Consider the following 25,970-nt stretch of genomic DNA (forward strand, 5'->3'; position numbering starts at 1 on the left):
AAGCCGCCGAAAGGCGGCTTTTTTGCGTCAGGGATGCCGGATGCCTCCGGTCAGGAGTGCCCTGCCCAAGGCCTGCACCGCCTCTTCCCCGTCGTGCATAAAATCGGTCAGCGGCGGAACCACGCAGAGAACCGGAACGCCTGAAATTCGTTCAACAGCCTCAATGTTCTCCACCACCATGGCCTCGGGGGTCACGGCCTGCGGCGATTGCACCATGACCACGCCCGCAACGTCCAAGTTGCGGCGGGAAAGGGACTCCAGCGTGAGCAGGGTGTGGTTGATGGTGCCAAGTCCTGCCCGGGCCGCCACGATGGTGCGGGCATCTGTTGCGGCCATCAGGTCCGTCATGAACATGTGTTCCGTTATCGGAACCAGCGCACCTCCGGCCCCTTCGAAAACCACGTGTTCATGGGCGTTGCTGATGTCGTGCAGCATGGCGCAGAGCGCTTCTGTATCCACTGTGGTGCCAGCATCCCGTGCCGCAAAGAGCGGCGCCTTGGGTGCCTGATACAGTAATCCCACGGAACGTGCCGGATCGCAGTCCGCAAGCTGCGCACAGTGGCCGTATACGAACAGGGCGTCGCTGTCTGCATCATGCACGGTGCGGCAGCCTGTCTGCACGGGCTTGAAGTAGAACGGGGTATGCCCTGACGCGAACAGGGCGCGCATGAGCAGTAGAGACACAACGGTCTTGCCCACGCCGGTGTCGGTGCCGGTGACGAAGAAATGGTTGCGGTTCATGAAAGGGCAATCTCCCTTGCGGTTATCCGTAACGCCTGTGCCAGGCGCGTTATGTCGTCATCGCCGTGGGCCGCTGTGAGGCTGATGCGCAGTATGGCCCTGCCTGCGGGCACAGTGGGGTGGCGGGCTGCGAACACCAGCAGGCCCTGCTCCCGCAGAGCCGCAGCCATGCGGGTGGCTCGGTTTTCATCGCCCACTTCCAGAGCAAGAATGTGGGCATCGCCGCGAAGGGGAAACGGGCCGTCTGCAAGCTGATCGCGAAACAGAAGGCCGAGGCGGGCAAGGCTGGCCCGTTCCGCATCCATGCCGGCAACCCTGTCGAGGGCTGCAAGGGCGCATGCGGCAAAGGCGGGCGGCATGGCTGTGGAATAGATGACCGGCGCTGCAATGTTGGAAAGGTATTCCTTGAACCCCGCAGGCATCAGCACGAATGCACCGAACAGCCCGAGAGCCTTGCCCAGTGTGCCCACCACGATGTCTGCCCCTTGCCTCCGGCTTGTGTCTTTCTGCACCGCATGGCTTGCCAAGCCCAGCCCGCACGGTCCCAGTGCGCCCATGGCGTGGGCTTCATCCACGATGGTGAAGGCCTTGTGGGCCTTCGCTGCGGCGTGCAGGGCGGGCATGCAAAGGGTGTCGCCGTCCATGCTGAACAGGGACTCCGTCAGTATGGCAATGGCGGGCTCGCCGAGGTGTGCGCCCGGACGATCCAGATGCCGTCTCAGTTTCTGTTCCAATCGGGAAATATCGCCATGGGCGTAGCCGGACAGGGCCGGTCCGTCTTCCCGCGCGCCGAGAGCGGCAAGCGCATGCGCCATGCTGGCGTGGATGCGCCTGTCGAAGCAGATGGCGTCGGCATCCGCCAGCAGTCCCGTGATGACGGCAAGGTTCGCCTGATAGCCGCTGGGAAAGAACAGGCACTCCTCGTAGCCGAAACGGGCGGCAAAGGCCGATTCCAGTTGCTCCGTTTCCGCAAGGTGCCCCGTCACCAGCCGCGACGACGAAGCCGAAGGCGCATGGGCGGCAAAGCAGGACTGTACGGTCCGCTGCCACTCAGGACAGGTGCCGAGTCCCAGATAGTCGTTGGAGCCGAAATTGACGCAACGTCTGCCGTCCGTCACAAGATGCGCACCGTGGCGGGCGTCGATACGTGGCGGATTGCGATGCAGGCCTGCCGTGCGCATGGACTCGAGCCGCAGGGCCAGCCTGTTTGCAAGCGAAGAGCGGTTGCCGGTCATGGGCGTACCTCACGGCAGGCAGGTGAAAGCAAAGAGCCGGATATCAGGTCGTTGAAAAGGGCCTCATAACGGGGGCGCAGCACCTGTTCGGGAAAGCGTTCGGAATACGGCACGCTGGAAAGCAGCATTTCGCCGCTTGCAAGATGGATTGCGGGTGTGCCTGAGGCCGTCAGGAGACGGCAGGCGACAAGGTAGGCGGCTCCAGATTCCGTTTCGCCCGTGCGTGTGGCCGTGCAGGCAACGGTGCCTGTGAGCAGGCCGCATCCGTCTTCGGGCGCAGGTGCAGGGCATTCGGCAAACTGCACTTCGCGCATGCCCAGCAAAAAGACGTGGCGTTCAAAGCGAAGCGCGGCCCGCAGGTGCAGGGCGGCGCACTGGGCCATGCATTCCGTTGCCAGATAGGCGGGGGCGTCACGCAGGGCCGTGTGCGTGGTCATGCTGTTGCCGGTGCGGGCGGTAATGCGGTCCAGCATCACGAAGCGCGAGATGCCGCCCGTGATGATTGTCGTGGCACCGTGGCTGCCTGTCTGGGTTTTCATCGTCCTTCTCCTGCCAGCCTGATCAGCAGGGCGGCGTTCTGTCCGCCGAAACCGAAGTTCTGGAGAAGCAGGGTTTCGGGGTACCTTTTTTCTCGGCAGGCAGTTTGCCGAGACGCATGGCCCGCGAAACGCAACGGAGAATCGGTGGTTGCAAGGTTGCGAACCGGCGGCACCATGCCATGCGGCAGCGTGGCAAGGCAGAAGGCCAGCTCCAACGCCCCGCAGGCCGCAGCGCCGTGTCCGAGCCATGACTTGGGAGCCAGAATGAGCGGGCCCTGTGCGGTGTCCCGTTCTGCAGTTCCATGCGCATTCTGTCCGAATATCCGCTCCAGCAGACGGGCTTCCGCCGCATCATTGAGCGGCGTGGAGGTGCCGTGGGCAGATACCGCATCCACGTCTTCCGGATTCAGCGCGGCTTCGCGCAGGGCCGTGCGTACTGCCAGTTCCGCAAAGCGTCCGTCAGGTTCCGGTGCGGTCATGGCGTGGCCGTCCAGTGAATTCCCGTAACCCAGCACCTCGCCAAGGATACGTGCGCCGCGTCGTTCGGCATGCTCGCGTTCTTCCAGCGCGAACATGGCTCCGCCTTCCGCAGGCACAAAGCCGCAGCGGGCCGCGTCAAAAGGACGGCTGGCCGCATTCGCAGACAGGTCGGGGTTGTCGCAGAGCGCAGAAGCCTTGCGATACCCCAGCAGTCCGCCGGAACTGAGGCGCGAGTCGCCGCCGCCTGCCAGAGCCACGTCCTGATAACCGTTGCGGATGGCGCGAAAGGCTGTGCCCAGCGCCATGAGCGAGGCGGCGCAGGCTGTGCCCAGCGTGGTATTTTCGCCATGCAGACCCAGCCGCTGGGCAATGGCCGAGGCGGCGGTGTTGGGCAGGTAGCGCAGCAGCCACAGGGCGGAGAGGCCTTCATGGTCAAGGCCGTTGGTCTGCCCTTTGTCGGGCATTCCGACAGCGCGGGGAAAGTCGGCGGCAATGTCCAGATTGGGACCGGTGCCGAGATACAGTCCGGCACTTACCGGAAGCTTGTTTGCGGAATCCGGCCCAAAGGCGTCATCCAGCGCGTGCACGGCGGCGGCAAGGGCGAACTGGGCCCCGCGTGAGAGGTATTTGGCGTGTTTCCAACGGCCCGCATGGTCGGCGCAATGGAAGTCCGGCACGGGAGATTCCGTCACGTCGGGCATGATGGCCGAGCGCCGGAACGCCGTACGGCCTGCCTCCACATTCTGCCGGATGGCATCGGCCGAATCACCCAACGGGGTGACACAGCCCATGCCGGTTATGACGACGCGGCGGGCCATGTCAGGCGGCTGCAGGCTTCTGCGCGTTCAGGGTGTGGCGCACGTAGTCGGCAATGTCGCTGATGCGGAGCACGGGGCGGGCGTTGGTGCTGGCGGCAAGGTCGTCCAGCATGGCGGCAAGCCGTTCTTCGGCAAGGTGCGGGTAGACCGTGCGAAGATGAGCGATGCGCTGTGCTTGTGTTGCCGTGCTGCCATTCTGTACCGCGTCTGCGTGAGCCAGATGCACGCGCAGATCCTTCAGAAAGGCCGTGCTGTCCTGCATGCGGATGCCGAAATGCCTGCCCATGCCGATGCCGTATTCCAGCAGATCGATGGATTCGGTGTCGAGATCGCGGAACACATAGGTGTCTGCAGAAAGGTCCTGCTCGTCCAGTTCCAGTACTTCGGCGATGACGGCGCAGACGCCGTACAATATGGGGTCGTGTGTCATGATATGTCCTTTGGGGCCCTATTTGCAGGCCGTCATGCCGCCGTCCATGGTGATGACGGTGGCGTTGATGCCTGTTGCCGCTTCGCTCAGCAGCCAGTGCAGGGTGGCGGCCACTTCTTCCGGCGCAAGAGCGCGTCCGAGAGGGACGGCGCGCAATGCCTCGGGATGCTCGGTCAGATAGCGTGCGCCGCGTCCCGCATCCACATAGCCGGCACGCAGCGTGGTCGTGGTGATGCCGCGCGGGGCCAGCTCCACGCCTATGCTGCGGAACAGGGCTTCCGCCGCGCTCTTGGCCGCCGCGTAGAATCCTTGTCCCGCATTAGGCATGGCTGCGGCGGTGGACGAAAGATAGACAAGGCGGCCTGTCACGCGACGTCCGAGATTGCCTGCGGCATTGTCCTGCCGTCCGGCGGAACGGCGTCCCTTCGCGCCTGTAAGCATGGCGCGGGTCAGGCCGTGCATGATGCGATGACGGGCGCTGACGGCGGCGGCAAAATAGGCAGCCGCGTCATCCGGTTCCACGGCGGCGATCAGGCCTTCCAGATGAGGATGCATGCAGTCCGCCACGCGGTTTGGGGTGCCGTTGGCAAGGATCTGCGTCATCGCACTGTCCACGGATTCCTGAATTTCCAGTTGCAGGGGGATGACACGCAGGCGGCAGCCCTGTTCCTCTGGCAGTGCGAGAGCGGCCCGCAATTCTGCCACGCGGCGTTTCGAACTGACCGTGATGGTGACATGGCGACCTTCGTTCAGCAGCAGGCGGGCAAGGTGCTGCCCGATGGTACAGCCGCCCAGAATCAGGGCATGATCAGGCATGGGTAGTCGCCTTCTGTTGTTTTTCCGCTCCTCGCAACGTGCATATGGCTGCCAGTTCGCCAGTCGCCAGCGGCTTGCCCCCAGCATGGTATTCTGCGTGCGGCAGCAGCGCGCAACGCAGACCGCTTTCCGTCACCGTGACGGAAAAGGCATAGGAGCCGGGAACGGCGAAGTGCCGGAAGCGGAAGGAACGGACGGCCGTGACCTGCCAGCCCCTGCGTTCAGCCTCCTGCCGGAAGGCATGGATGATCAGGGTGCCGGGCACAACGGGGGCGTGCGGAAAGTGGTCCGCATAGATGGGATCGTCCGCCGGAAAGGTGAAGTTGCCGTTCCAAGAGGTGAGGGAGGATGGCTGTTGCGTTCTCAAGACTGCTGCTCCGTCACCTCGGCGATGGCCTGCCCGACGGCGTTGCAGAGCAGGGTGATTTCTTCGTGCGTGACGGACAGCGGCGGCATGAGCACGATCACGTCCCCCAGATTGCGGATGATCACACCGTGTTTGCGTGCGGCCATGCATACGCGGTGCCCCACTCGATCGGCTATGCCGAAGGCGGCCTTGTCAGTGCGGTCCGCGACCAGTTCGATGCCGATCATGATGCCGCGCTGGCGGATGTCGCCTACATGCGGGTGTCCGGCAAGGGGGGCGAGGCAGTCGGTCAGATGGGCGGCGATGCTGCGTACGTGTTCCAGCAGATTGTCTTCCGTGAAGAGGTCGAGACTGCGGATGGCCACGGAGCAGGCCAGCGGGTTGCCCGTGAAGGTGTGTCCGTGGAAGAAGGTGCGGAAATCCTCGTGCCTGCCGAAGAAGCCTTCATAGAGGCGCTCCGTGGTCAGCGTGGCGGCAAGGGGCAGGTAGCCTGCGCTGATGCCCTTGGCGAGACAGAGGAGGTCGGGCGAAACGTCTTCCTGCTCGCATGCGAACATGGTGCCTGTCTTGCCGAAACCCACGGCGACTTCGTCTGCGATGAGCAGCACGCCGTGGCGGTCGCAAAGCTCGCGCACGTGCTGCAGATATCCTGACGGGTGTGTGATCTGGCCCGCCGCACCCTGCACCAGCGGTTCGATGACAAAGGCGGCCAGCTCGTGGCCGTGGTGTTCCATCACGCCGGTCACGTGGTCGAAGCACTGGTTGTCGCAATGGCCCTGTTCCTGCCCGAAGGGGCAGCGGTAGCAATAGGGGGATTCCACCTTCACGCTCTCAAAGAGCATGGCGCGGTAGGTGGCGTGAAAGAGATCCATGCCGCCCACGGAAACGCTGCCGATGGTGTCGCCGTGATAAGCGTTGCGCATTGAGGCGAATTTGCTGCGCTCTGCCGCGCCGTTCTGCAGGCAGAACTGGAAGGCCAGCTTGAGCGCTATTTCCACGGCGGTGGAGCCGGAATCGGAATAGAACACCCTGGTCAGCCCCTGCGGGGCGATGTTGATGAGCCGTGCGGCCAGTTCGATGGACGGCACGCTGCCCAGTCCCAGCAGTGTGGAATGGGCGATCTTGCCGAGTTGTTCGGCGAGGGCGGCATCCAGTTCCGGTCTGCGATGCCCATGCACGTTGGTCCAGAGGGAGGATACGCCGTCCAGATAGCGGTTGCCGTCCGTATCCATGAGCCAGTTGCCTTCGCCGCGTTCAATGATCAGCGGGTCGGTCTGCGTCCAGTCGGCCTGCTGGGTGAAGGGATGCCAGAGGTGGTGCTTGTCCTGTTCGCGGAGCGCGGCGGTGCGCGGTGATTCCTGCATGGTCATTGTGCTTCTTCCTGAGAGGATGAGGGGGCGAGGCCCAGATCGCGCAGCATGGTCATGTCGTCCGTCATGTTGCGGCCCGAGGTGGTGAGATAGTTGCCGATCATCATGCCGTTGGCACCGGCCATGAATATCCACGACTGATACTGGCCCAGCGTGTGTTCGCGTCCGCCGGCGACAAGGATGTCCTTGCGCGGCATGATGAGGCGGAACAGCGCCAGCGAACGCAGGGCGGCCATGGGGTGCAGCGGTGCGCGGTCCGCAAGGCGGGTGCCTGCGATGGGGTTGAGAAAGTTCACGGGTACGGAATGCACGTCCAGCTCCCGCAGGGTCATGGCCAGCTCCACGCGCTGCGCAGGGCTTTCGCCAAGGCCAAGGATGCCGCCGGAACAGACGCGGAATCCGGCAGCCAGCGCGTGGCGTACCGTGGCGATGTCGTCTGCGTAGGGGTGCGTCGTGCAGATGTGCGGGAAAAAGCTTTCCGCTGTTTCCAGATTATGATGGTAGCTGGAAAACCCCGCCTGCCGGAGTTGCAGGGCGCGTTCCGGGGTGAGCTGCCCCAGCGAGGCGCAGAGCTTGAGGGATGTGCGGGCGGTGATCTGCAGCGCGGCTTCGCACAGGCGGTCCAGCTCCTGTCCGTTCACGGTGTTGCCGCTGGTGACAATGCCGTAGCGGTCTGCGCCAGCCTCCGCCAGTTCCAGCGCGCGATCAAGCAGCGTGTCGGTTTCCAGCAGGGGGTAGACCGCCACGCCCGTATCATGATGGCGGGACTGGGCGCAGAAGGCGCAGTTCTCGGAACAGCGTCCGGACTTGCCGTTTACGATGCCGCATGTAAAAGTGTCTTCCGTCTTGAACGCCGTGGTCACGCGGCGCGCAGCGGCAAGAATGTCCATGGTGAAGGCGGCAGGCAACTCTGAGAGCGCCAACGCCTGGTCTGCGAAGATGCCGTTGCCGGAGAGCGCCTGCTGTGCGCAGGCGTCGATAAGGGCTGCGGGCTTGGTGATACCGGTGGTATCGCTTGCCGCATGGGCTGCAATATGCGTCATGATCTGGTCGGTCCCTCGTTGTGGAATGCGATAGGGCTAGCCAACGGAAGGCGCATTGTCAACCAGTCTTGTTTTTTGGGTTTACAATTAGATCTGCAATTGGTGTTCAACTATGCCGAATAACGGGCAGAACGATTTACAGGATATTCGCGGCATCATCCGCGAAGTGCTGCGCGCTGCCGCAGGCGGGTGGGTTTCCGGCGAGGAGCTGAGCCGCAGGCTGGGTATTTCGCGCGCTGCCGTGTCCAAGCATATGCGCGTGTTGCGTGAAGAAGGGCACGGTATCGAATCCGTAACTCGCAAAGGCTACCGCCTGCTCTGCGAACCGGATTCGCTGCAGCCGGAGGTGGTGCGTGCGGGCCTGCAGACTTCGGTCTTCGGGCGCGGAGAATTTCTGTATCTGCCCAGCACGGCCTCCACGAACATGGAAGCCATGGCCCTTGCCCTGCGCGGCGCGCCGGAAGGCACGGTGGTGGTGGCGGATGAGCAGACTCAGGGGCGCGGCAGAAAGGGCCGCGAATGGCGTTCGCCTGCGGGTGGCGGTCTGTACGTCTCGCTGGTGCTGCGGCCCGACATTGCGCCGGAAGCTGCACCCGTGGTCACGCTGCTGACCAACGTGGTCATTGCCGAGACCGTTGCCGAACTGACCGGCGTAACGCCCGTGTGCAAGTGGCCCAATGATGTGCTCGTCCACGGGCGCAAGGTGGCGGGTAATCTTACGGAAGTCTTCATGGTGGCAGACAGTGTGGCGCACATTGTGACCGGCGCGGGCATCAACGTACGTCCGTTGCCGGAATCCGTGCGCAGTGGCCTGCGTACCCCGCCTATCTCTCTAGCCGAGGCGCTGGGCTCGGTTCCTGCTGCTGAAGCGCCCGCCGTTGCTGTTACCGGCGGAGACTGCTCCATATCCCGTCTTGCCGTGCTGCGCGTCTTTCTGGCGCAGTATGAACGCTGGTACCGCCGCATGCAGGCGGAGGGGATTACGCCTGTCATTGCCCGTTGGAAAGAACTGACCGACGTGGTGGGCCGCACCCTGCGAGTCGAGGCCCGTCACGGGCTTGTGGAAGGCGTTGTCACCGATGTGACCGACGACGGCATGCTCGTGCTGCGCACTGCGGACGGGCGCGAAGAGTTGTTGTTCTCCGGCGATATCGTGGACGGGTAGGCGGGATTTCCGCCCCTCCCTATCCCAGCTTTCTTCATCTTCAGCGTTCGGGCGTTCGTGAATAGCCGGAGGTCCGGAGGCAACGGGTATACGAAGGATTCTTCATGCAACAGAAGGCCGGAAGCATATTGCTTCCGGCCTTTTTGTTATGGTCATTGGATATGACGTTGCTATCCCAAGCCGTTGGCGGGGGGCAGACGGCGAAGCGCTATGTAGCCCCAGATGCCTGCCACCGTGGAGGCGAACAGGATGGCGACCTTGGAGAGCTCCACCAGTTGTTGCTGGTCGGGATAGGCAAGGGTGGCGATGAAGATGGACATGGTGAAGCCTACACCGGCAAGGCAGCTTGCGCCGTAGATATGCGCCAGTGTTGTCTTGTCGGGGTATTGGGCGATGCCCAGCTTGTGCAGCAGCCAGCAGGCGCCGGTAACGCCGATCTGCTTGCCCAGCACCAGACCGAGGAACACGCCGATGGAAACGGGCGTGAAGAGGTTCTGCATCAGTTCTGCCTGGAAGGTCACGCCTGCGTTGGCGAGCGCGAATACAGGCATGATGAAGAAGGCTACCCACGGGTGCAGGGCGTGTTCAATGTTCTGCAGGGGCGTGGTTGCCTCGCTGTAGGCATGCGAGATGGAGTGCATGGCAAGCTGCTGTTCCTGACATGTGAGTATAGTCCTGTCTGAACGCACGGCGTTTTCAAAAAGACCAACTGCGTGGCGCAGTTCCTTTACGAACAGGGCACCGTCCATGCGGGTGCTGGCGGGGATGGTCATGGCTGCAAGCACGCCCGCGATGGTGGCGTGAATGCCGGACTTGAGGAAGGCGAACCAGACAATGACGCCGATCACCAGATAGGGAATGGAGTGGCGAATGCCCCAGCGCATGTTCATCACTGCCATGACGGCAAGGCCCGCAATCCCGATGCCGAGAGCCATGAGATTCAGGGACGAGGTGTAGAAAATGGCGATGACGAGAATGGCGCCCATGTCGTCCACAATGGCAAGGGCGGTAAGGAATACCTTCAGACCGATGGGAACCCTGTTGCCCAGCAGTGAAAGTATGCCGAGCGCAAAGGCGATGTCCGTGGCCATGGGAATACCCCAGCCAGCGATGGAGGGGGAGCCCAGGTTGAAGGCGGTGAAGACGAGCGCGGGCACCACCATGCCGCCAATGGCAGCGGCAATGGGAATGAGCGCCTGCCTGGGCGTCGAGAGGTCGCCCACCAGAATTTCGCGCTTAATCTCAAGGCCAACCACGAAAAAGAATATGGCCATGAGTCCGTCATTGATCCAGAGCAGTGCGGGCTTGGACAACATCCATTCGCCAGCCCCGACGGTGAGCTTGGTCTGCCAGACGGCGTGATAGGTTTCGGCCCAGGGGGAGTTGGCCCACAGCATGGCAATGACGGTACAGAGCATAAGGGCAATGCCGCCGGATGCCTCCATCTTGAAGAACGCGTTGAACGAGTCCAGCAAGTAGTGGATGGGCAGCTTGTTGTCCGGAGTCCTGCTCATTCGTATTGTCTCCTAGGGTCAGCGAGGGTCGTGAATATGATTGCAACCAACCGGCAAAGCGGATCAATCCGCATCAGGGGGGGCCGGAGAGGCTGCGTCGGCACAGGCCGAGGGTCAAGGGTTTGGGCGGACCATAGCACAACTTGCGCCTCGGACCAAAGGAAATCGGGAGCCGCCGCTCTTATTAAATAGGATAGGAAGAAAGGGGCTGGGCAAAATTTTTACATCTGTACAATTTTGATGCAGGCGCGCAACGCAAAAAGCCCCTGACGGATGTCAGGGGCTTTTTGCATTTGTTTGATATATTGAACTATTGTATTGCGGCCTGTTCTTTTCGCCTACCGGACACGGGCCGGAACGCCCGTTGCGGTGGCCCCTGTTGGAATATCGCGGATAACGGCAGCGCCTGCGCCGATGACGCAATGTTCACCGATGCGTATGCCCTGAATGACGGAGGCTCCGGTGCCGATGAGCGAGCCATCGCCCACGGTTACGGTGCCGGAGAGCGTGGTGCCGGGGGCAAGGTGGCAGTGAGCGCCAATGAGGCAGTCGTGATCCACCGAGGCGCGGGTGTTGACGATGGTGTTGGCGCCGATGCGGGAGCCCGTGATGATCATGGCTCCGGCCATGACCTGCACGCCTTCTTCAAGCAGTACGTCTTCGGCCACGAAGGCCGCAGGATGCACCAGTGTGGCGAAGCGGTAGCCAAGCTTCCTGAACCGCTCGAAAACGTTCTGGCGCGGCGTCATGTCTTTCACGCCGCCCACGCTGTTGACGAGCAGGGTGGTCCGGGCGGGAAAACGGGCTGCAAGCTCGGATTCGGCAATGATGGGTACCCCGCCGAGCGTCTGTCCCACCCGTTCGGGATTGGCGTCCGAACAGGCGGCGACCGGCAGGCCGAGGCAGCGCAGGGTGTCCAGCAGTACCCGCGCGTGACCGCCGGAGCCTATGATGAGATAGTCCATGGTCATGGGGAGTCTGTCCTTGGCTTAACGCGGCAGGCGGGCCATGTAGCGTTCAAGGCTTTCATGCCAGTGGGGCATCGGGGCAATGCCCGCATACTCCAGCGCATAGCTGACGATCCACTCGCAGTCCGGCACGCTGGCAGAGCGGGGAAAGCCGGATGAGTCCGTGCGCTTCACGGTCGCGTCAAGACCGGCCAGTGTGCAGATGGCGGAAACATAATCGGCGCGGGCACAGGGCTCGTCAGTCGTGTTGGCGCAGTGGAACAGGCCGTAGACATGTTCATCCAGCAGGCTGCGCATGACGTGTGCGACATCGTCGGCATTGGTCGGGCAGCCGAACTTGTCTCCTGCGGAGGGCAGGGTACCGGCTTCGCGGGCCTCTGAAAGGCGGGCGGTTACAAAATCCCTTCTGCCGTCCAGTCCGCCGCCATAGAGCCAGCCAAGCCGCATGATGATGTACTTCTCGCACCACTCGCGCGCAAAGCATTCTCCGGCGTACTTGGAGGCCGCATACCTGGTCTTGTTCACCACGGGGGTGAACTCGTCGTAGGGGCGCACCTCGTCACCGAAAAGGCCGCTGGTGGAAATCTGCACCAGTTGCGTGCCCAGCCTGTCGCAGGCGCGGGCAAGGTTGCGCACGCCCCATGCGTTGACGCGGAAGGCCTCCTTGGGCTCCGCCTCGCAGGCCTCCACAAGCATGGCCGCCGTGTTCACCACCGCTGTGGGCCGCAGGGCGCGAATGCACTCGAACACCTCATGTTCGTTCGTGATATCAAGCTCGCTGTGGCCAAGAGGATGAACATCCCAGCCTGCTTCGGCAAAGTTTATGGCCAGTCTGCCCGCAAGCATGCCGTTGCCGCCTGTGATGAGCAGTGATTTTTCGTGCATGGGTGCTCCTAGTCCGTTCCGATATTCGGTTCAGGTACGTTCCGCTTCGGCCCAGCGGTAGGGAATCTCGTCGCTGTCAGGTGCGATGCGTTCCGATTCATCCGGGCGGTGCGTCATGTCTGCGCAGTTGCAGATGATGCCGACGGCATCGTCCGCTGCTGTAAAGCCGTACCACAGCATGGGCGGAATGCGAAGCAGGGCGTAGTGATCCGGCCTGCCGAGCAGATATTCGGCCACGGTACCCCGTGTTGGCGAGCCTTCGCGGTCGTCATAGATGACCACGCGGATGCGGCCCACGGGCACGGCAAAGTTCTGGGTCATCTCCTTGTGCCGCTTCCATGCCTTCACGGCACCGGGCAGACACTCGGAGAAATAGACTTCGCCGAAGCGCGAGAAGTGCGGCGCATCCGCCCGCAGCATGTGCAGCACGGAACCGCCTTCTGTGGGAATTTCCCGCAGGGGCCAATACTCCATCCCCTGAATGAAGGCAGGGGCCTTGCTTACTTCGTCCATGCAATGCCCTGTGCGCGTGCCTTTTCGGTGTATTCCGCGATTTGGTCCATGGTGAAGGCGAACATGTCCTTCCCTTCCTTGTAGAAGGCGCGGTACCACTCGGCGGTAAAGCGGATGGTCTCTTCAAAGGGCATGGCCGCATGCCACTGCAGGTGCGCCAGCGCCTTGTCGCAGCACAGCTTGAGCAGGGTGCATTCCTTCATGCCTGCGCAGCCGTCGCGGTCCATTTCGCTGGTAAAGCCCTGCCAGTGTGTTGCAAGGGCATCCACCACCTCGGCCACGGGGTTGTTCACGTCTGCTGCCGGACCGAAGTTGAAAGCCTGCTTGTCCAGCGGGAAGGGACCTTCCTTGCCTTCAAGCAGCTTCGCACCCAGCCACAGATAGCCGGAAAGGGGTTCCAGCACATGCTGCCACGGGCGTGTGGCCCACGGACTGCGGATGGAAACGGGTTCGCCCTTGGCCCATGCGCGGGCGCAGTCCGGCACGATGCGGTCCGTTGCCCAGTCGCCGCCGCCGATGACGTTGCCTGCGCGGGTGGTCGCGGCACGCGGGCCGTTCTTGAAAAATGAATGGATGTAGGAATGCGCGATGATCTCCGCACAGCCCTTGGATGCGGAATACGGGTCCTCGCCGCCCAGATGGTCGGTCTCGCGGTAGCCCCATACCCACTCGTCGTTGCGGTAGGCCTTGTCCGAGGTGATGAGCACCACGGCCTGTACCGAAGGCGTTACGCGCACGGCTTCCATCACGTTCAGGGTGCCCATGGCGTTGGCCTCGATGGTGTAGGCCGGCTCGCGGTAGGACTCGCGCACCAGCGCCTGCGCCGCAAGATGGAAGATGGCGTCCGGCGCGAAGTCCTGCACCGCCTTTGTCAGGGCGGCACGGTCGCGGATGTCGCCGCAGATGTGGGTAATGCGCTTCTCAAGCCCCAGCACCTCGAAATTGGCGGGGGAGGAAGGAACATCCACCGAATAGCCCGCTACCTCGGCACCAAGGGACAAGAGCCACGCCGTAAGCCATGAACCCTTGAAGCCAGTGTGGCCGGTGACGAAGACTTTTTTACCGGCATAGATATCGCCGAAAACCGTCATGGGAACTCCTGAGGAGAAATGAGGTTATTTGATGTTTGTTTCGAACGTTTTTGCCTCAGGCGGGCAGGGGGATAATCCCCCTGCACCCTTGGAGGTTGGTATCAAAGTCGTTCGGGAGTTTCAGATTTGCGGGGTATCCCATTTCTTTTCAGGAAGAACATGGGAAACGTTCAATCTGTTTTCAAGCAGGCCTTCGGTAAGCCGCAACGTGGAGGTATGGGTAAAACCACCTCGCTGTTACGGGGTGCAGGGGGATTATCCCCCTGTCGGGTGGAGGGCAGCGCCCTCCTGGCCGGAGGCCAAAAACAACGCAAACCTTTTAAAAAAATTCTTACTGCAAAAATGCCTACTTGGTCCACGGCGCGTTGCCGTTGTTCCAGAGTGCGTTCAGGTTCTGGTAGTCGCGCAGGGTATCCATGCACTGCCAGAAGCCCTGATGCGGGTACATGGAAAGCTGGCCTTCCGCGGCGAGGCGCATCAGCGGTTCCTTTTCCAGATCGCATTCGGGGTCTTCGTCCAGATAGTCGAGGAACTCGCGTTTGAACACGAAGAAGCCGCAGTTGATGTACTCGTCCAGCACGGGCTTTTCCTGCCACGAGGTGATGTTGCCTTCATCGTCGGTCTTTACGGTACCGAAACGGGAGGGCATGCGTACGCCGGTGAAGGTGCCGATCTTGCCGGATTTCTTGTGGAACTCCACAAGGGCGTCGATGTCGATGTCCGACACGCCGTCACCGTAGGTGACCATGAAGCGGTCGGTGTCGATGTATTTGGCCACCTGCTTGATGCGCGCACCCTTGAGGGTGTCTTCGCCGGTGTCGCACAGGGTCACCTTCCAGTCGGTGCGGTGAGTGTTGTGCGTCTTCACCTCGCCGGTTGCCAGATCCACCGTGAAGTCGGAATTGCGGATCTTGTACTCCCAGAAGTACTGCTTGATATATTCGCCCTTGTAGCCCAGCGGCAGAACGAAATCCTTGTGCCCGAAACGGGCATAGCGGTTCATGATGTGCCACATGACGGGGCGGCCGCCGATTTCCACCATGGGCTTCGGCTTGTATTCGGTTTCTTCGCGCATGCGGGTGCCTTTGCCCCCGCACAGAATGATGGTTTTCATATTGTGCACTCTCTGCGCAGTATATGATTCTACACGTTCAATAAGGCTCCCCACTTGGGGAGGGTGCTTTCCAGATTCCAGTAAGCGCGGATGAACGCCTCGCTTGCGCGGGCGGCATCCTGCCGCTGTTCGGGCGTCATGCGCGTTTGCATGCCTGCGAGCAGTTCCTGCCCGCTTGACGCCGTTGTGTATTTTTCAGGGAAATCTATCACCGGATTCATGAGAATGCCATCCGGTACGAGCGGCAGCACGACCTTGCAGCCGAAGGCGAGAGCCTCGATGGATGCCGTGCTGGTGGGAACGAACACGAAAACAGCCCGTTGCAGCGCATCCGGCAGCGTGCCGGTGCACTCTTCCGTTTCCGGCATGGGGGCGCCGCCGGTGAAGCGGCTCAGGATATCCTTGAACGGACAGAGTGGATGCCCCTTGAGCAGAAGCTTCATGGTGCCGTAAGCCCGGGCCGCCTCAAGGGCGATGCCGAGCATGGTGGTGTTTTCCTTCCTGTCTATGGAGCCTGCCAGCAGAATGGCATTTGCCTCGCCTGCGCCAAGCCCTTCGGTCTTGGAGAACAGCCCGTTCACATAGAGGGTGCGGATGGATTCCACTTCTTCCACCCGCGGATATCCGCAGCTTCGGAATTCGGTGGCGCTGTGGCTGCCCGATGCGGCAATGATGTCCGGCAGGGGAAGTTGCAGCGGCAGACGGGCCGCATGGACGGATTCCTCGGCATGGTAGAAGTGGAAGTAGTTGTGCGAGAACGCGGCGTGCTGGAAGCCGATGACGCCGGAAACACCGTTGTCTTGCGCGGCACTGCACAGGGCCTTTTCCCATGCATGCATCTCAAGGCAATAGATGGTGTGCTCCGGTGCCGGAATGCTGCCGAACAGCGCGTTGTAAGCCGCATGGAAGAGAATGCCTTCTGCGCCGGTCTTGCCTGCGGTGGAGGCAATCCAGTCGCGTCGCAGATAGGCGCGGCATGCGGGGCTGAAGGGAGCCGTGGCTGCGGCATCGCAGACCTGTCCCGACAGCCTGATGCCCTTGCAGGCCAACAGGAACCAGCGGCCCAGCACGGAAAGCAGCGTCAGCGGCGACAGATGCTCCTGCAGCAGAGTGATGCGCGTGCCGTTGGCAAGCTGACTGGCCGCTTCGTCCATAGACTGGCTGAAGCGCTTGCCGCCCAGATTCACGTGCATGCAGAGCCACGCGAGGGATCTGCCCTTTTCGGTGAGCAGTCCCTGCAGGGGGCCGTAGAAGCGGTTCTTGTAGGTATTCGCGTCACCGGCGTTGGCGGGCGAATAGCTCACCATGAGGGTGTCGCCCGTGCGGGGCAGACGTTCCGCCATGGCGGGAAGCTTGCGGCGGGCAATGCAGCCCTGTACGAAAAAGCGCAGAATCACGGCCAGCGCCATGAGCATCTGCCCTGCGACGCTGTTCATGATGAAGGTGGGCAGGGCCCGTGCCCTATCAAGGAGATTGCGTTTCCGCACATGGGCGAACACACCGCATTCCGCCGCCACCTGCCGGATGGCGATATTCAGTTCGTGGTCCGCACAGCAGGCATGGCAGGCACCGTATTCGCCGGATGCGAGCAGACTGCGTATGACAGCAAGCTGGGCCGCGCGCAGTATCAGGTCGCTCTTGAAGGGGTTGCGTTCCGCCAGCAGGGAGAACCACCATGCGCTGGCATCGGTATCGCCGATGCGCAGCCATGCCCGGACGGAGCGCGAACCGATGCGTGCCTCGCCGAGGTTGTGGCACCAGTCCGCCAGCGCAGGACGCAAGGCGTCCACCTGCTCGTTCACCAGCCGGGCGGAAGCGAGCAGGGTGGCCTCGTCGCACTTGTGCGTGAAGACCTCGGCACAGTCCGCTGCGACGACGGGATCGCCCGAAAGGCAGAACCCGTGAGCGGTGCCACTGAGTGCGGGCAGCAGGGCCAGAGGCTGCCTGCTGTCGAATATGACCAGAGCGGGTTTTGTCATGGCTACATGTAACGCTGTCTGATGGTGTCTGCCTTCATGTATTCCCGAATGATATCAAGATCTTCAGGGGTGTCCACGCTGATCTTGGCGGAAGACAGGTGCACGGCGCGGATGCGCTCGCCGTGTTCGAGAATTCTGAGATATTCGTTGTACTCGATGGTTTCCAGCGGGGTGGGGGCCCAGGCCGCGTACTGGCGCAGGAATTCCGTGCGGAAGGCCACGAGGAACACCATTTTGAACATGGTGTCCACTGTGGTGCGGGCTTCGCTGGGCAGGTCGGTGCGCGAGCAGTACATGACGTTGTTGTTCAGGTCGAGCACGGCCTTGATGTCCGAGCCGCGATTCTTTTCCTTGTAGGGGGTGACGCCAAGGGCGCACTTGACCGTGGTGTCGCCCTTGATCTCGTCCACGATGCGTTCGAGGTGTTCGGGGTTCAGCAGCGGTTCGTCGCCCTGCACGTTCACCACGATGTCGGACTCCACCTTGTTGATGGCTTCGGCGATTCTGTCGGAGCCGGTCGGGTGCGCGGTGCTGGTCATGATGACCTGAATGCCGTGCTTTTCCGCCTCTTCCCTGATCTTTTCGCTGTCGGTGGCAAGATAGACAGCGTCGATATTGCGGGCGAGCATGGCGCGCTTGCAGGTATGGATGACCATGGGCAGGCCTTCGATGTCGATGAGTGCCTTGCCGGGCAGGCGGCTGGATTCGAGGCGTGCGGGGATCATGGCAATGACTTTCATGGGAGATTCCTCGTGTGTTCCGTTATTCACCGATGACGTTCTTGAAGGTACCCACCGCGCCGGTGAATGCCTGATGGATGGCGGCGCAATCGGGCAGGTAGGTGATGAACTGCATGCCGATATCCACCATCCAGCGCATGTCGGCCTCGGTTCTGGCCACATAGCCGCCTGCGGCGACGCCTGCGTCGCGGATCTTGCGAATGCAGGATTCCATGTAGGCGCGCACTTCGGGGTGGTTCACCTGCCCCGGCATGCCCAGCGCCTGCGACAGGTCGTACGCGCCGATGTAGATGAGATCGAGGTGCTCGGTCTGCAGCACGTCATCAAGGGCCTCAATGCCCTTCTTGCCTTCCAGAATGACGCCCACGAGGGTCTTATCGTTCTGGATTTCGGCATGGCGTGCGATCTCGCCGCCGGAGTAGTTGCCCGCCCGCGTGAAGGGGGAGAAGCCACGGGTGCCGAGGGGATGGTACTTGCAGCAGCGCACGGCGTTGCAAGCGTCTGCGCCGGATTCCACATGGGCGGTGATCACGCCTTCCACGCCGATGTCCAGCGACTTGAGGATGCTTTCCTCATGCACGCTGCCGAGACGAATGATGGGGTGGCAGCCTGCGGAAGCCGCGGCGCGGGCCATGTCTTCTGCGGTCTGGAAGCTGGTGGGACCGTGTTCCAGATCGATGATGGCGAAGTCGAATCCGGCGGCGGCGGTGACGTTCATGACCGCTGCGGAGGGGATGACGCACCAGGGGCCGAAGACCACTTTACCGGCGCGGAGTTTTTCCTTGAGGGTACCGTTGAGCATAATTCTTACCTCACATGCATATGTGAAATGTCGTCGATGACGTAGGGGGTCAGCCCTGCGAGTGTTTCCGTTGTGGTCAGGCCGCTGCCCACGCCGATGGAAGCGGCGCAGCGGGCCGCAAGCCCTGCCTGCACGTCCGATCTGGCGTCGCCCACCATGATGCTGCGGGATTCGGGAACGCCCAGCTCCCTGCAGCACAGAAGGATGGTGTCCGGTGCGGGTTTGGCTTCCGCCACGGAATCCGCACCCGCGATGTAGCTCACGTGGTCGCCGAGGCCGAGATGGCGCATGCACAGCCACGCGCGTTCGGTCTTGTCCGTGGTGGCCAGCGCAATGGCCACGCCGTGTTCGCGCAGGGCGTCGAACAGGGCAAAGAGGCCGGGCAGCGGACGGATGAAGGTATCCAGCAGATCCAGCGACACTCTGTCCACCTCGGCGAACACGTCCACGAACAGCTGGTGCGTGTCCGTGATGCCTTTGGCGGCGAGGTAGTCCACGCCGGCCTGGAGGACGATTTCCCGCTTTTTCAGGCCCACGGGGCCTTCGGGCTTGATGCGCATGGCGCGGACATCCACGCCCATGGCTTCCATGATGCCGGTGGCGTCCTCGGCGGACAGGCCGAGAGCGGCCCGCACGCGTTCGGCGCGCAGCTTGACCATGTTGGCCCAGTACGTGTGGATGTCGATGAGCGTGCCGTCCTTGTCAAAGACGGCCAGCCCCACATCGGGGATTTCGCTCTGCGGCAGAATGATGGTCGCGGCCATGGCTACCTTGCGATGTACTTGAGGTTGTCCTGCACCAGCTTGACGCCCTTGGCCACACTGGAGCGGATGGCGTCGAGATTGGTGTCGAAGTCGTCCAGCGCCAGTTCTTCGCGCACAAGGTTGCGGGCGAAGGTGCCGATGGAAACGCCGTGCACGGTCAGGCCGCACATGGCGGAGAGTTCGCCGGTCTTGCTGTTGGTGCCGCCGGAGAGCAGAATCTTGCAGGGGATGCCGGTCTTCTCGGTCAGTTCCGCGCAGGCCACGGCCTGCAGGGTGGTGCGGAAGGTGTCCGGTCCGCCGCTCATGGGCGCACCGTCGGCCTGAATCATCAGGCGATCGCCCGCCACTTCCTTTGCCTGCCGCATGCGGTTGGTGAAATGCTTGTTGGAAAGCTCGGATCTGTCGATACACATGCTGATGAACTGGTCGGGCACGAGGGCGGCAATGGTCTTCCAGTCACGCATCACGGCCTCGTCATCGGGGATGATGGCGTGCAGTTCCACGTTCTCCGCGCCTGCGGCGAGGCAGCGGGGAATGATGTCGTTGAAGTCCACCTTGCGGGTGAAGAACTCGATGGCCTCGTTGGGGCATACGTCTGCACAGTTGCCGCAGCCGATGCAGCGCGCGGTGATGACGGAATAGGGTTCGCCCTCCTGAATGGCCAGCTGGTCGCACACGGGCAGGCAGTTGCCGCAGGCGATGCAGTCGTCGGCGCGGATGAGCGCCTTGCGCACGTGCGGGTCGCCTTTCAGGCCCACGCTCACATTGATGAAGGGGCGCACGGTCAGCTCGATGCCCAGTTCCGGAGCCAGTTCGAAGGCGCGGTCGATGCCGCGCATGCCTGCGCGGACCACTTCCTCGTTGGCGGAAAGGTCAATGCCGTGGGCACCGGCAAGGGTGTAAATGATGCACAGCTTGTAGACCTCTACGGGGTCTTCGTTGCCTGCGCCGCACACGACCTTGAAGTAGCGGCCGCTGTCGAGAATGGATTTGAGTTCTTCGTATCTGTTCATGGTCTTACATGTACTCGCTTATGGGGGTGTAGAATGCAGAATGGCCCGTGGGAGTGATGATGTGCAGTCCCTCGTGCCCCCTTCTGGTAAGCCACGCGTCAATCTGATGCAGGAACCGTTCGTTCCAGCGGTGGCGTTCCAGATTGAGCGCGTGCTCGTGGGGATCAAATTTTTCGTCGTAGTGCAACGTTCTGTGGCTGTTCAGGTAACCGTCCATGCCCGCGATGAAGACGCGCTTGGCACCCATGACGATGGCAATGCCCGCCAGCAGCACGGAGATCGTGCGGCAGTTGCAGGTGACCATGCCGTTGGCGATGTCAAAGTCGGCATCGAGAATGTCGTTGAACACGAGCGGCTCGTAGGGGCGGTCGAGGTAATCGTCGATCAGGTCGCCGGGCAGGTTGATGCCGAGCAGCAGGTTCGCATCCTGATGCACGGACTCGATGTGCGAGACAAAGCGCTTGGCGTTGTTGAACGCATGGTAGTCCGGCACGAACAGGCCGCCGAGGTTGTTTGCGCCGAGCACGATGGGCTTGTGGCGCTTGATGAACTGGCGGATTTCGTCCTGCTTCTCCTTCAGGCTGGGGCCGTTGGCGAGAATGAGGAAGTCCTTGCCTGCATGGCGGTTCTGATAGGGCGGATGCGGTGCGGGGATGCAGGATTCCTTCTCTTCACCGGGCACGCAGAAATGCTTGGCGCCCATGTAGCCCACAACGCCCTGCCCGATGAGTTCGTCCACCAGACGCGGATTGAAGCCCGTGGGATTCAGCTTGCGGATGTACGACATGGCGTTCCAGATCTCGTCCATGCGGTATTCCTGACGCTTCATGAGCTCCTTGGGATAATTGGGGTGCACGTTGAAGATGCCGGAGATCATGTACGGCAGCTGGTAGCCCCACGGCGTCTTGCGCATGATGTCGAGGAAGTAACGCTCAATCACGTTCAGTACGGGCGAGGGATTGTAGCGGTCCATGCCCTGCACCTTCAGGTAGCCGAGCAGGATTTCCGTGGGCAGGTTGCCTGCGCCGCGGCCGATGCCGAAGATGGTGGAATCCACAATGTCCACGCCTGCGGCCAGCGCCTCGATGGTGCTTGCAAAGGCCATCTGGGTGTTGTTGTGGGGATGGAAGCCGATCTTCAGGTGCTTCAGCTCCAGCAGCGGCTCGAATATGGGCCGGACATGGAAGGGGAAGATGGAGCCGTAGCTGTCGCCCACATAGGCATAGTCGATGTCGGCATCGGCAAGGCGCGTGATCAGTTCCTTGCGCTCGCTTTCGGTAAAGCATATGTAGCCCATGCACTGCAGGGAGGAGATGTAGCCCTTCTGCTTGACCTTCTCGCAGAACGCCAGCGCACCGGGAATGTCGCCCTTGTTCGCGGCAATGCGGATCATGCGCGCCACGGATTCTTCGGCGGGCGGCAGGTCTTCAAGGTCTATCTTGCCGTAGTCGCCCATGAGGGCGATGGGCGGCCCCTGAATGTTGCCCACGGTTTCGCGGAGCAGCTCTTCGGGCGTGATGCGCCAGATGCCGGTGTTGGCCTTGGAAAAATACTTCTCCGAGCTGCGGAAGCCGAGCTCGACGAAATCCACGCCGGTTTTGGACAGGGCCTTGTAGGACTCGCGCACCAAGAGCTGCGAGAAGTCCCAGTTGTTTACGTAGCCGCCGTCCCGGATGGAGCAATCCAATATTTCAAAAGGCTTTTGAATCGTCATGGGAACCTCGTTCCGCAAGGATACCGCTCAGATGACTGCCGGGATGTGCCGGCGGGCAGATGTCTGTCGGGCTGATCAGTGAACTTTCCAGTGGGGGCGCTTTTCCAGAAGGTCGCTTTGCTCGAATTCGCGGAGGGACATGACCATGGTCCGAATCTTGCGCCCGAGTTTCTTTTCAATGGGCAGGGCAACGTTTTGCAGTTTCACGGGGTCCACGTTGCCGATGACCAGAACGTCTATGAGGCCTGAATCCACGCCTCTGGCGTAATCATCGAGAATGAATACCTGCTGTACGTCGCCGAGGTGGGTGAGAATCTGATCGATAACTCTGTCTATTCCCAGATGCTTGCGCACGATGGAGCTGATTTCGGGGAAGAAAGGGTGCTTGGCGTTGGCCTTGTAGAAGATGTTTCTCCCTTTCTTTTCCTTGTCCAGATAGCCGGCCTGGCTCAGACCGTCGAGTTCCTCCTTCAGCGCGTTGGGCGAAAGTTCGAACTCGGCGGAAAGCTCTCTAAGGTACGAAGATACCTCAGGATTGAGAAAGAGCTTCAGCAGCAGCTTGATGCGTGTCTTGGATGTGAAGAGTTTGTCGAGCATGGTTTTATGTTAAGGAAAACTGTACAAAATGTCAAAGGGCGGGGCTGTTCCCCTTTGCGCAGGAGACAGTTGCCTCCGGCGGCCTTCATCGCTTTTCCGCAGTGGAAAGTGCCCGTTCATGCGGTGTTACTCCCCGTCGTTCCTGTGCAGGTCGTTGTAGATGAGTTCGACGAGATGGAAGTCCCACGGGGTATCAATGTCAAAGGCCCGTTCCACCGGAACCTCCACGGCTTTGACCACGCCTCCGAAGAGCGTCTCATGACGCAGCACGGCGTCCGGTCTTGAGGCATAGCACACGGGGGTGATGTCAAAGCAGGCGGGGGCATCCTGCCGTCTGGTGAAGACGGATTCCACGGGCACCACGATGCGTGCGTTGGCTTCCGCATCAAGGGTCACCATGTTGAAGAAGGGGCTGCGCGTGGTCTTGGCAACGGTGAATACGGTGTCCGCATCGGTGCTGATGAGCTTTTCCACGCAGGCGTCAATGTCTTCCGGCTTGCGCAGGGGGGCCACGGTGGGCACGGAAACGAAGACGTCAAAGTCGCTGTCCCTGTCATTGGCGCGCACGTATTCGATGGCGTGCCGCCATGCCAGACGTTCAGGCGCGGTGTCCGAGGCCAGTTCCGCAGGACGCATGAAGGGAACTTCCGCTCCGTGCTTCTGTGCGATGCGGGCAATGACCTCGCAGTCCGTGGATACGATGACGCGCTTGATGTAGCTGCTCGCAAGCGCCTGTTCAATGGCGTGGACGATGAGCGGCTTTCCGCCGAGCAGTTTGACGCTCTTGCGAGGCAGGCCCTTGGAACCGCCCCGTGCAAAGATGAACCCTATGGCTTTCATGTTTGTTTCTCTTGCTGTGCTGCGCTGTAACGCTTTGGCTGTCTGCGTGTTCCGCCTTGTGAGCTGTGCGGGGCAACGCTTCCTTCCGGTTGTCTCATTTTTACGGACACTGTCGCATGATTTTGTATGCTATGCCATCAGCCTATTGCCGTCGGGCAAGGGCTTCACGGATGGCGGGGTGCGCGGTCAGCAGGTCCGCCGCCGCATCCCAGAAAGGTTTTTCCGCAGTGCCCGGCACCTTGATGTAGTCCTCGATGAATTCGCGGTACCGGACATCGGGCGTGGTGACGAAGTCGGCAAAGCTGTCCGGTGCATGTACATCCATGTTCAGGGCTCTGGCCCTGAATGCGTCGAGCAGCTTGTGGAAATATCTGATGCCCACGTATCCGTTCTCAAGCTGGCTGGTGGTGGCAAAGAGCATGGGTTTGCCGAACAACGCCGCAAAGGAGACGGACGTGGAGTTGTGCAGAATGACCAGCTTGCAGCGGCTGATCATCTCCGCACTCATGCCCTTGATGATTTCGCGGTCGCCAAACACGCCGGGATGCTTTTCGTATTCCGAGCGCGGATGCGCGGCGATGGTGACCCGCAGGCCGGTCTGCTTTTCCACGGCATCGAACAGGCGGCACATCTTGGGGTAGTAGTCGTCAGGAGTTGCCCCCATCTTCGAGCCGTGAGTCATGGCCTCGGGATGGTAGGGAAAATACTGGTCGAGGAAAACGGCGGTTTTTGTCTCCGGCTGCGGTGCGGCCATGCATTTCAGGTACTGGTCGTAGTCCAGCGCGTGAATGAAGGCGATGCGCGCATTGGGGCCGAACCATGTCTGGGTGAATTTGCCTGCGCCCAGAATCAGCACCGGCCTGTCGATCTCCGGCTTGGGATAGAAGGGGAGGCGCTGGATTGCCTGAACCGCCTTTTTCCATGTGAACGATTTGAGCGAACGCAGAATGCGCTCGCGCAGCGTGAAGTTCGGAACAGGAATGGCCATGAGGCCTGCCGTGACATAGGGCAGGCGGTGTTCCTTCAGGATGCCCAGCACCTTGCGGTCCGTGGGAGTGGCTCCCAGATAGCTGATGGCGACGGATTCCTTCGGGGCGGTGGCAATGGCGGCGCGCACATCCCCCATGGTCTGCGCCTTGATGAAGGACGCGGCTCCCTCGGGGACGAAGTCCGTATGGGCCACGTTCCGGCTGTAGAACAGACGGGACATGACCAGCACATGTACGCGGAATCCCTTGCGGATCATCGCGTCGATGCCGAAGCGCTCACAGTCCCGCTGCGAAATGTTGAAGGGGAAGAGGTAGTATATGTCCATGGTCTGCCGGATTGTTCCTGTTTGTTCCCTGTGCCGGTCAGCCTAGCTGTCCAGTTCTATGAGCGAATCTGCGGCGAAGTCGGCGCAGGCCGCCGTGCCGAGCAGTTCCCAGTAGCGCATGGGCGAGATGCCCGTTCCGGGACGCTTTACGGTCATGTTCCGCTCCGTGAGCAGCTCGCCTTTCCTGATGTCGCAGGCGGCGACAAGGCTCTTGCGGGCTATGGCCATGTTGCCCAGTTCGCTCGGCTGGGGCTTCTTTTCACCGCTGCCGAGGGCCGGCTCGACACTGCGGATGGCGCGTACCATCTCCGCCAGTTCCTGCGGTTCAAGGGATGCCTTGTGGTCGGGGCCGGGAAGGTTTCTGTCCAGCGTGAAATGCTTTTCTATCATCACCGCGCCGCGCGCCACGGCGGCAACGGGTATGGTGATGCCCTCGGTGTGGTCGGAATAGCCCACGGGCAGCTTGAACAGGCTGGACAGCGTGTCCATGCCCCGCAGGTTCACGTCCTCGTAGGGGGTGGGATACTGCGTGGTGCAGTGCAGCAGGGTCAGGCGTTCTGCCAGCAGCGCTCCCGCCTTTTCCGTGGCGGCTTGCAGTTCTCCGGGGGTGGGGGTGCGTTCCGGTTCCGTCATGCCGAAGGCCAGCACGGTGATGGCATTGCGGATTTCCTCCGGCGTGGACATGCCCGTGGAAAGGATGAGGGGCAGCCCTGTGCGCGCAATGGCGAGCAGCAGGGGGCCGTTGGTCAGTTCGCCGGACGGGATTTTCATTCTCTGCACGCCAAGGTCCATGAGCAGTTGCAGGCTCTCCAGATCAAAGGGCGTGGACATGAATTCAATGCCCAGTTCGCAGCAGCGGGCCTTGAGTATCTCGTGGTCCTCTGCGCTGAGTTCCAGCTTCTTGAGCATCTCCAGCTGGGATTCGTTCGCGCCGGTGGTCTTTTTCTGATACTCGGCCTTGCCTGCCTTGGCAGAGGCGATGCTGGACGCCTTGAAAGTCTGGAACTTCACGGCATCCGCACCGGCGGCATGGGCCGCTTCGACGAGTTGCAGGGCCATGTCGAGAGAACCGTTGTGATTCACGCCTGCTTCGGCAATGACATATACGTGCTGCATG

Annotated in this window: 26 protein-coding genes; 1 reads left to right on the forward strand and 25 read right to left on the reverse strand. The window is 61.7% G+C overall.

Annotated features, from left to right (window positions below):
- Positions 1-27: 27 nt before the first annotated feature.
- Genes bioD through bioB form a run of 9 tightly spaced genes read right to left on the reverse strand, consistent with a single transcriptional unit; the run spans position 28 to position 7,839 of the window.
- Positions 28-741: a dethiobiotin synthase gene (gene bioD, locus N1030_RS14075; protein WP_265826110.1), complete on the reverse strand. Its 714-nt coding sequence runs from the start codon at positions 739-741 to the stop codon at positions 28-30.
- Positions 738-1,976, reverse strand: coding sequence for an aminotransferase class I/II-fold pyridoxal phosphate-dependent enzyme (locus tag N1030_RS14080; protein WP_265826112.1), 1,239 nt, complete (start codon positions 1,974-1,976; stop codon positions 738-740). The genes bioD and N1030_RS14080 overlap by 4 nt, the downstream gene beginning before the upstream one ends.
- Positions 1,973-2,515, reverse strand: coding sequence for a hypothetical protein (locus tag N1030_RS14085; RefSeq protein WP_265826113.1), 543 nt, complete (start codon positions 2,513-2,515; stop codon positions 1,973-1,975). The genes N1030_RS14080 and N1030_RS14085 overlap by 4 nt, the downstream gene beginning before the upstream one ends.
- The gene (locus N1030_RS14090; protein WP_265826114.1) at positions 2,512-3,813 is read right to left on the reverse strand and encodes a beta-ketoacyl-[acyl-carrier-protein] synthase family protein; all 1,302 of its coding nucleotides are present in this window, start codon (positions 3,811-3,813) and stop codon (positions 2,512-2,514) included. The genes N1030_RS14085 and N1030_RS14090 overlap by 4 nt, the downstream gene beginning before the upstream one ends.
- A gap of 1 nt (position 3,814) precedes the next feature.
- Positions 3,815-4,243, reverse strand: a complete 429-nt coding sequence (locus N1030_RS14095; protein ID WP_265826115.1) for an acyl carrier protein — start codon at positions 4,241-4,243, stop codon at positions 3,815-3,817.
- Positions 4,244-4,261: 18 nt separating this feature from the next.
- Positions 4,262-5,059, reverse strand: coding sequence for an SDR family NAD(P)-dependent oxidoreductase (locus N1030_RS14100; protein WP_265826116.1), 798 nt, complete (start codon positions 5,057-5,059; stop codon positions 4,262-4,264).
- Positions 5,052-5,426, reverse strand: coding sequence for an ApeI family dehydratase (locus N1030_RS14105; protein ID WP_265826117.1), 375 nt, complete (start codon positions 5,424-5,426; stop codon positions 5,052-5,054). The genes N1030_RS14100 and N1030_RS14105 overlap by 8 nt, the downstream gene beginning before the upstream one ends.
- Complete coding sequence (bioA, locus tag N1030_RS14110) at positions 5,423-6,796, reverse strand: adenosylmethionine--8-amino-7-oxononanoate transaminase (RefSeq protein ID WP_265826118.1); 1,374 nt, start codon at positions 6,794-6,796, stop codon at positions 5,423-5,425. The genes N1030_RS14105 and bioA overlap by 4 nt, the downstream gene beginning before the upstream one ends.
- Positions 6,793-7,839 (reverse strand): biotin synthase BioB, encoded by a 1,047-nt coding sequence (gene bioB / locus N1030_RS14115; RefSeq protein ID WP_265826119.1) that lies wholly within the window; start codon positions 7,837-7,839, stop codon positions 6,793-6,795. The genes bioA and bioB overlap by 4 nt, the downstream gene beginning before the upstream one ends.
- A gap of 112 nt (positions 7,840-7,951) precedes the next feature.
- Here bioB and N1030_RS14120 point away from each other — a divergent pair, with 112 nt between their 5' ends.
- On the forward strand, positions 7,952-9,004 hold the full coding sequence (locus N1030_RS14120) for a biotin--[acetyl-CoA-carboxylase] ligase (protein WP_265826121.1): 1,053 nt from the start codon (positions 7,952-7,954) through the stop codon (positions 9,002-9,004).
- A 170-nt stretch (positions 9,005-9,174) separates the two neighbouring features.
- Here N1030_RS14120 and nhaA read toward each other — a convergent pair whose 3' ends face one another.
- The 16 genes from nhaA to neuB form a co-directional block, all read right to left on the reverse strand.
- Complete coding sequence (gene nhaA / locus N1030_RS14125) at positions 9,175-10,518, reverse strand: Na+/H+ antiporter NhaA (RefSeq protein WP_265826122.1); 1,344 nt, start codon at positions 10,516-10,518, stop codon at positions 9,175-9,177.
- 338 nt (positions 10,519-10,856) lie between these two features.
- Positions 10,857-11,489, reverse strand: a complete 633-nt coding sequence (locus tag N1030_RS14130) for an acetyltransferase (RefSeq protein ID WP_265826123.1) — start codon at positions 11,487-11,489, stop codon at positions 10,857-10,859.
- A gap of 18 nt (positions 11,490-11,507) precedes the next feature.
- Complete coding sequence (locus N1030_RS14135) at positions 11,508-12,371, reverse strand: SDR family oxidoreductase (RefSeq protein WP_265826125.1); 864 nt, start codon at positions 12,369-12,371, stop codon at positions 11,508-11,510.
- Between the two features lie 30 nt (positions 12,372-12,401).
- Positions 12,402-12,884 (reverse strand): dTDP-4-dehydrorhamnose 3,5-epimerase family protein, encoded by a 483-nt coding sequence (locus tag N1030_RS14140; RefSeq protein WP_265826127.1) that lies wholly within the window; start codon positions 12,882-12,884, stop codon positions 12,402-12,404.
- Positions 12,872-13,975, reverse strand: a complete 1,104-nt coding sequence (rfbG, locus tag N1030_RS14145; protein ID WP_265826128.1) for a CDP-glucose 4,6-dehydratase — start codon at positions 13,973-13,975, stop codon at positions 12,872-12,874. Before rfbG ends, N1030_RS14140 begins: the two co-directional genes overlap by 13 nt.
- Before the next feature lie 346 nt (positions 13,976-14,321).
- The gene (gene rfbF / locus N1030_RS14150) at positions 14,322-15,089 is read right to left on the reverse strand and encodes a glucose-1-phosphate cytidylyltransferase (RefSeq protein ID WP_265826130.1); all 768 of its coding nucleotides are present in this window, start codon (positions 15,087-15,089) and stop codon (positions 14,322-14,324) included.
- Between the two features lie 29 nt (positions 15,090-15,118).
- On the reverse strand, positions 15,119-17,068 hold the full coding sequence (locus N1030_RS14155; protein ID WP_265826132.1) for a hypothetical protein: 1,950 nt from the start codon (positions 17,066-17,068) through the stop codon (positions 15,119-15,121).
- Between the two features lie 2 nt (positions 17,069-17,070).
- Positions 17,071-17,808 (reverse strand): 3-deoxy-manno-octulosonate cytidylyltransferase, encoded by a 738-nt coding sequence (gene kdsB, locus N1030_RS14160; protein WP_265826133.1) that lies wholly within the window; start codon positions 17,806-17,808, stop codon positions 17,071-17,073.
- A gap of 22 nt (positions 17,809-17,830) precedes the next feature.
- Positions 17,831-18,610, reverse strand: a complete 780-nt coding sequence (locus N1030_RS14165) for an HpcH/HpaI aldolase family protein (RefSeq protein ID WP_265826134.1) — start codon at positions 18,608-18,610, stop codon at positions 17,831-17,833.
- Between the two features lie 5 nt (positions 18,611-18,615).
- The gene (locus N1030_RS14170; protein ID WP_265826135.1) at positions 18,616-19,374 is read right to left on the reverse strand and encodes an HAD family hydrolase; all 759 of its coding nucleotides are present in this window, start codon (positions 19,372-19,374) and stop codon (positions 18,616-18,618) included.
- 2 nt (positions 19,375-19,376) lie between these two features.
- Positions 19,377-20,387, reverse strand: a complete 1,011-nt coding sequence (locus tag N1030_RS14175) for a 4Fe-4S binding protein (protein ID WP_265826136.1) — start codon at positions 20,385-20,387, stop codon at positions 19,377-19,379.
- 4 nt (positions 20,388-20,391) lie between these two features.
- Positions 20,392-22,101, reverse strand: a complete 1,710-nt coding sequence (locus N1030_RS14180; protein ID WP_265826137.1) for an aldolase catalytic domain-containing protein — start codon at positions 22,099-22,101, stop codon at positions 20,392-20,394.
- 75 nt (positions 22,102-22,176) lie between these two features.
- Positions 22,177-22,698 (reverse strand): winged helix-turn-helix domain-containing protein, encoded by a 522-nt coding sequence (locus N1030_RS14185; RefSeq protein ID WP_265826138.1) that lies wholly within the window; start codon positions 22,696-22,698, stop codon positions 22,177-22,179.
- A 126-nt stretch (positions 22,699-22,824) separates the two neighbouring features.
- The gene (locus N1030_RS14190; protein ID WP_265826139.1) at positions 22,825-23,538 is read right to left on the reverse strand and encodes an acylneuraminate cytidylyltransferase family protein; all 714 of its coding nucleotides are present in this window, start codon (positions 23,536-23,538) and stop codon (positions 22,825-22,827) included.
- Between the two features lie 142 nt (positions 23,539-23,680).
- Positions 23,681-24,853 carry a hypothetical protein gene (locus tag N1030_RS14195; RefSeq protein ID WP_265826140.1) on the reverse strand — a complete coding sequence of 391 codons (1,173 nt, stop codon included), beginning with the start codon at positions 24,851-24,853 and terminating at the stop codon, positions 23,681-23,683.
- A 42-nt stretch (positions 24,854-24,895) separates the two neighbouring features.
- Positions 24,896-25,969, reverse strand: coding sequence for an N-acetylneuraminate synthase (gene neuB / locus N1030_RS14200; RefSeq protein WP_265826141.1), 1,074 nt, complete (start codon positions 25,967-25,969; stop codon positions 24,896-24,898).
- Position 25,970 lies beyond the last annotated feature (1 nt).

The organism is Desulfovibrio mangrovi, from assembly GCF_026230175.1.
Classification (GTDB): domain Bacteria; phylum Desulfobacterota; class Desulfovibrionia; order Desulfovibrionales; family Desulfovibrionaceae; genus Halodesulfovibrio; species Halodesulfovibrio mangrovi.

Coding starts and splice junctions, on each gene's coding strand:
- N1030_RS14095 (WP_265826115.1), bottom strand. CDS start 4,243: ATGACACACGACCCCATATTGTACGGCGTCTGCGCCGTCATCGCCGAA.
- rfbG (WP_265826128.1), bottom strand. CDS start 13,975: ATGACGGTTTTCGGCGATATCTATGCCGGTAAAAAAGTCTTCGTCACC.
- N1030_RS14190 (WP_265826139.1), bottom strand. CDS start 23,538: ATGAAAGCCATAGGGTTCATCTTTGCACGGGGCGGTTCCAAGGGCCTG.
- N1030_RS14090 (WP_265826114.1), bottom strand. CDS start 3,813: ATGGCCCGCCGCGTCGTCATAACCGGCATGGGCTGTGTCACCCCGTTG.
- N1030_RS14100 (WP_265826116.1), bottom strand. CDS start 5,059: ATGCCTGATCATGCCCTGATTCTGGGCGGCTGTACCATCGGGCAGCAC.
- N1030_RS14120 (WP_265826121.1), top strand. CDS start 7,952: ATGCCGAATAACGGGCAGAACGATTTACAGGATATTCGCGGCATCATC.
- bioA (WP_265826118.1), bottom strand. CDS start 6,796: ATGACCATGCAGGAATCACCGCGCACCGCCGCGCTCCGCGAACAGGAC.
- N1030_RS14185 (WP_265826138.1), bottom strand. CDS start 22,698: ATGCTCGACAAACTCTTCACATCCAAGACACGCATCAAGCTGCTGCTG.
- bioB (WP_265826119.1), bottom strand. CDS start 7,839: ATGACGCATATTGCAGCCCATGCGGCAAGCGATACCACCGGTATCACC.
- neuB (WP_265826141.1), bottom strand. CDS start 25,969: ATGCAGCACGTATATGTCATTGCCGAAGCAGGCGTGAATCACAACGGT.
- bioD (WP_265826110.1), bottom strand. CDS start 741: ATGAACCGCAACCATTTCTTCGTCACCGGCACCGACACCGGCGTGGGC.
- N1030_RS14180 (WP_265826137.1), bottom strand. CDS start 22,101: ATGACGATTCAAAAGCCTTTTGAAATATTGGATTGCTCCATCCGGGAC.
- rfbF (WP_265826130.1), bottom strand. CDS start 15,089: ATGAAAACCATCATTCTGTGCGGGGGCAAAGGCACCCGCATGCGCGAA.
- N1030_RS14130 (WP_265826123.1), bottom strand. CDS start 11,489: ATGACCATGGACTATCTCATCATAGGCTCCGGCGGTCACGCGCGGGTA.
- N1030_RS14195 (WP_265826140.1), bottom strand. CDS start 24,853: ATGGACATATACTACCTCTTCCCCTTCAACATTTCGCAGCGGGACTGT.
- N1030_RS14140 (WP_265826127.1), bottom strand. CDS start 12,884: ATGGACGAAGTAAGCAAGGCCCCTGCCTTCATTCAGGGGATGGAGTAT.
- N1030_RS14085 (WP_265826113.1), bottom strand. CDS start 2,515: ATGAAAACCCAGACAGGCAGCCACGGTGCCACGACAATCATCACGGGC.
- N1030_RS14170 (WP_265826135.1), bottom strand. CDS start 19,374: ATGGCCGCGACCATCATTCTGCCGCAGAGCGAAATCCCCGATGTGGGG.
- N1030_RS14175 (WP_265826136.1), bottom strand. CDS start 20,387: ATGAACAGATACGAAGAACTCAAATCCATTCTCGACAGCGGCCGCTAC.
- N1030_RS14080 (WP_265826112.1), bottom strand. CDS start 1,976: ATGACCGGCAACCGCTCTTCGCTTGCAAACAGGCTGGCCCTGCGGCTC.
- N1030_RS14155 (WP_265826132.1), bottom strand. CDS start 17,068: ATGACAAAACCCGCTCTGGTCATATTCGACAGCAGGCAGCCTCTGGCC.
- kdsB (WP_265826133.1), bottom strand. CDS start 17,808: ATGAAAGTCATTGCCATGATCCCCGCACGCCTCGAATCCAGCCGCCTG.
- N1030_RS14165 (WP_265826134.1), bottom strand. CDS start 18,610: ATGCTCAACGGTACCCTCAAGGAAAAACTCCGCGCCGGTAAAGTGGTC.
- N1030_RS14135 (WP_265826125.1), bottom strand. CDS start 12,371: ATGCACGAAAAATCACTGCTCATCACAGGCGGCAACGGCATGCTTGCG.
- nhaA (WP_265826122.1), bottom strand. CDS start 10,518: ATGAGCAGGACTCCGGACAACAAGCTGCCCATCCACTACTTGCTGGAC.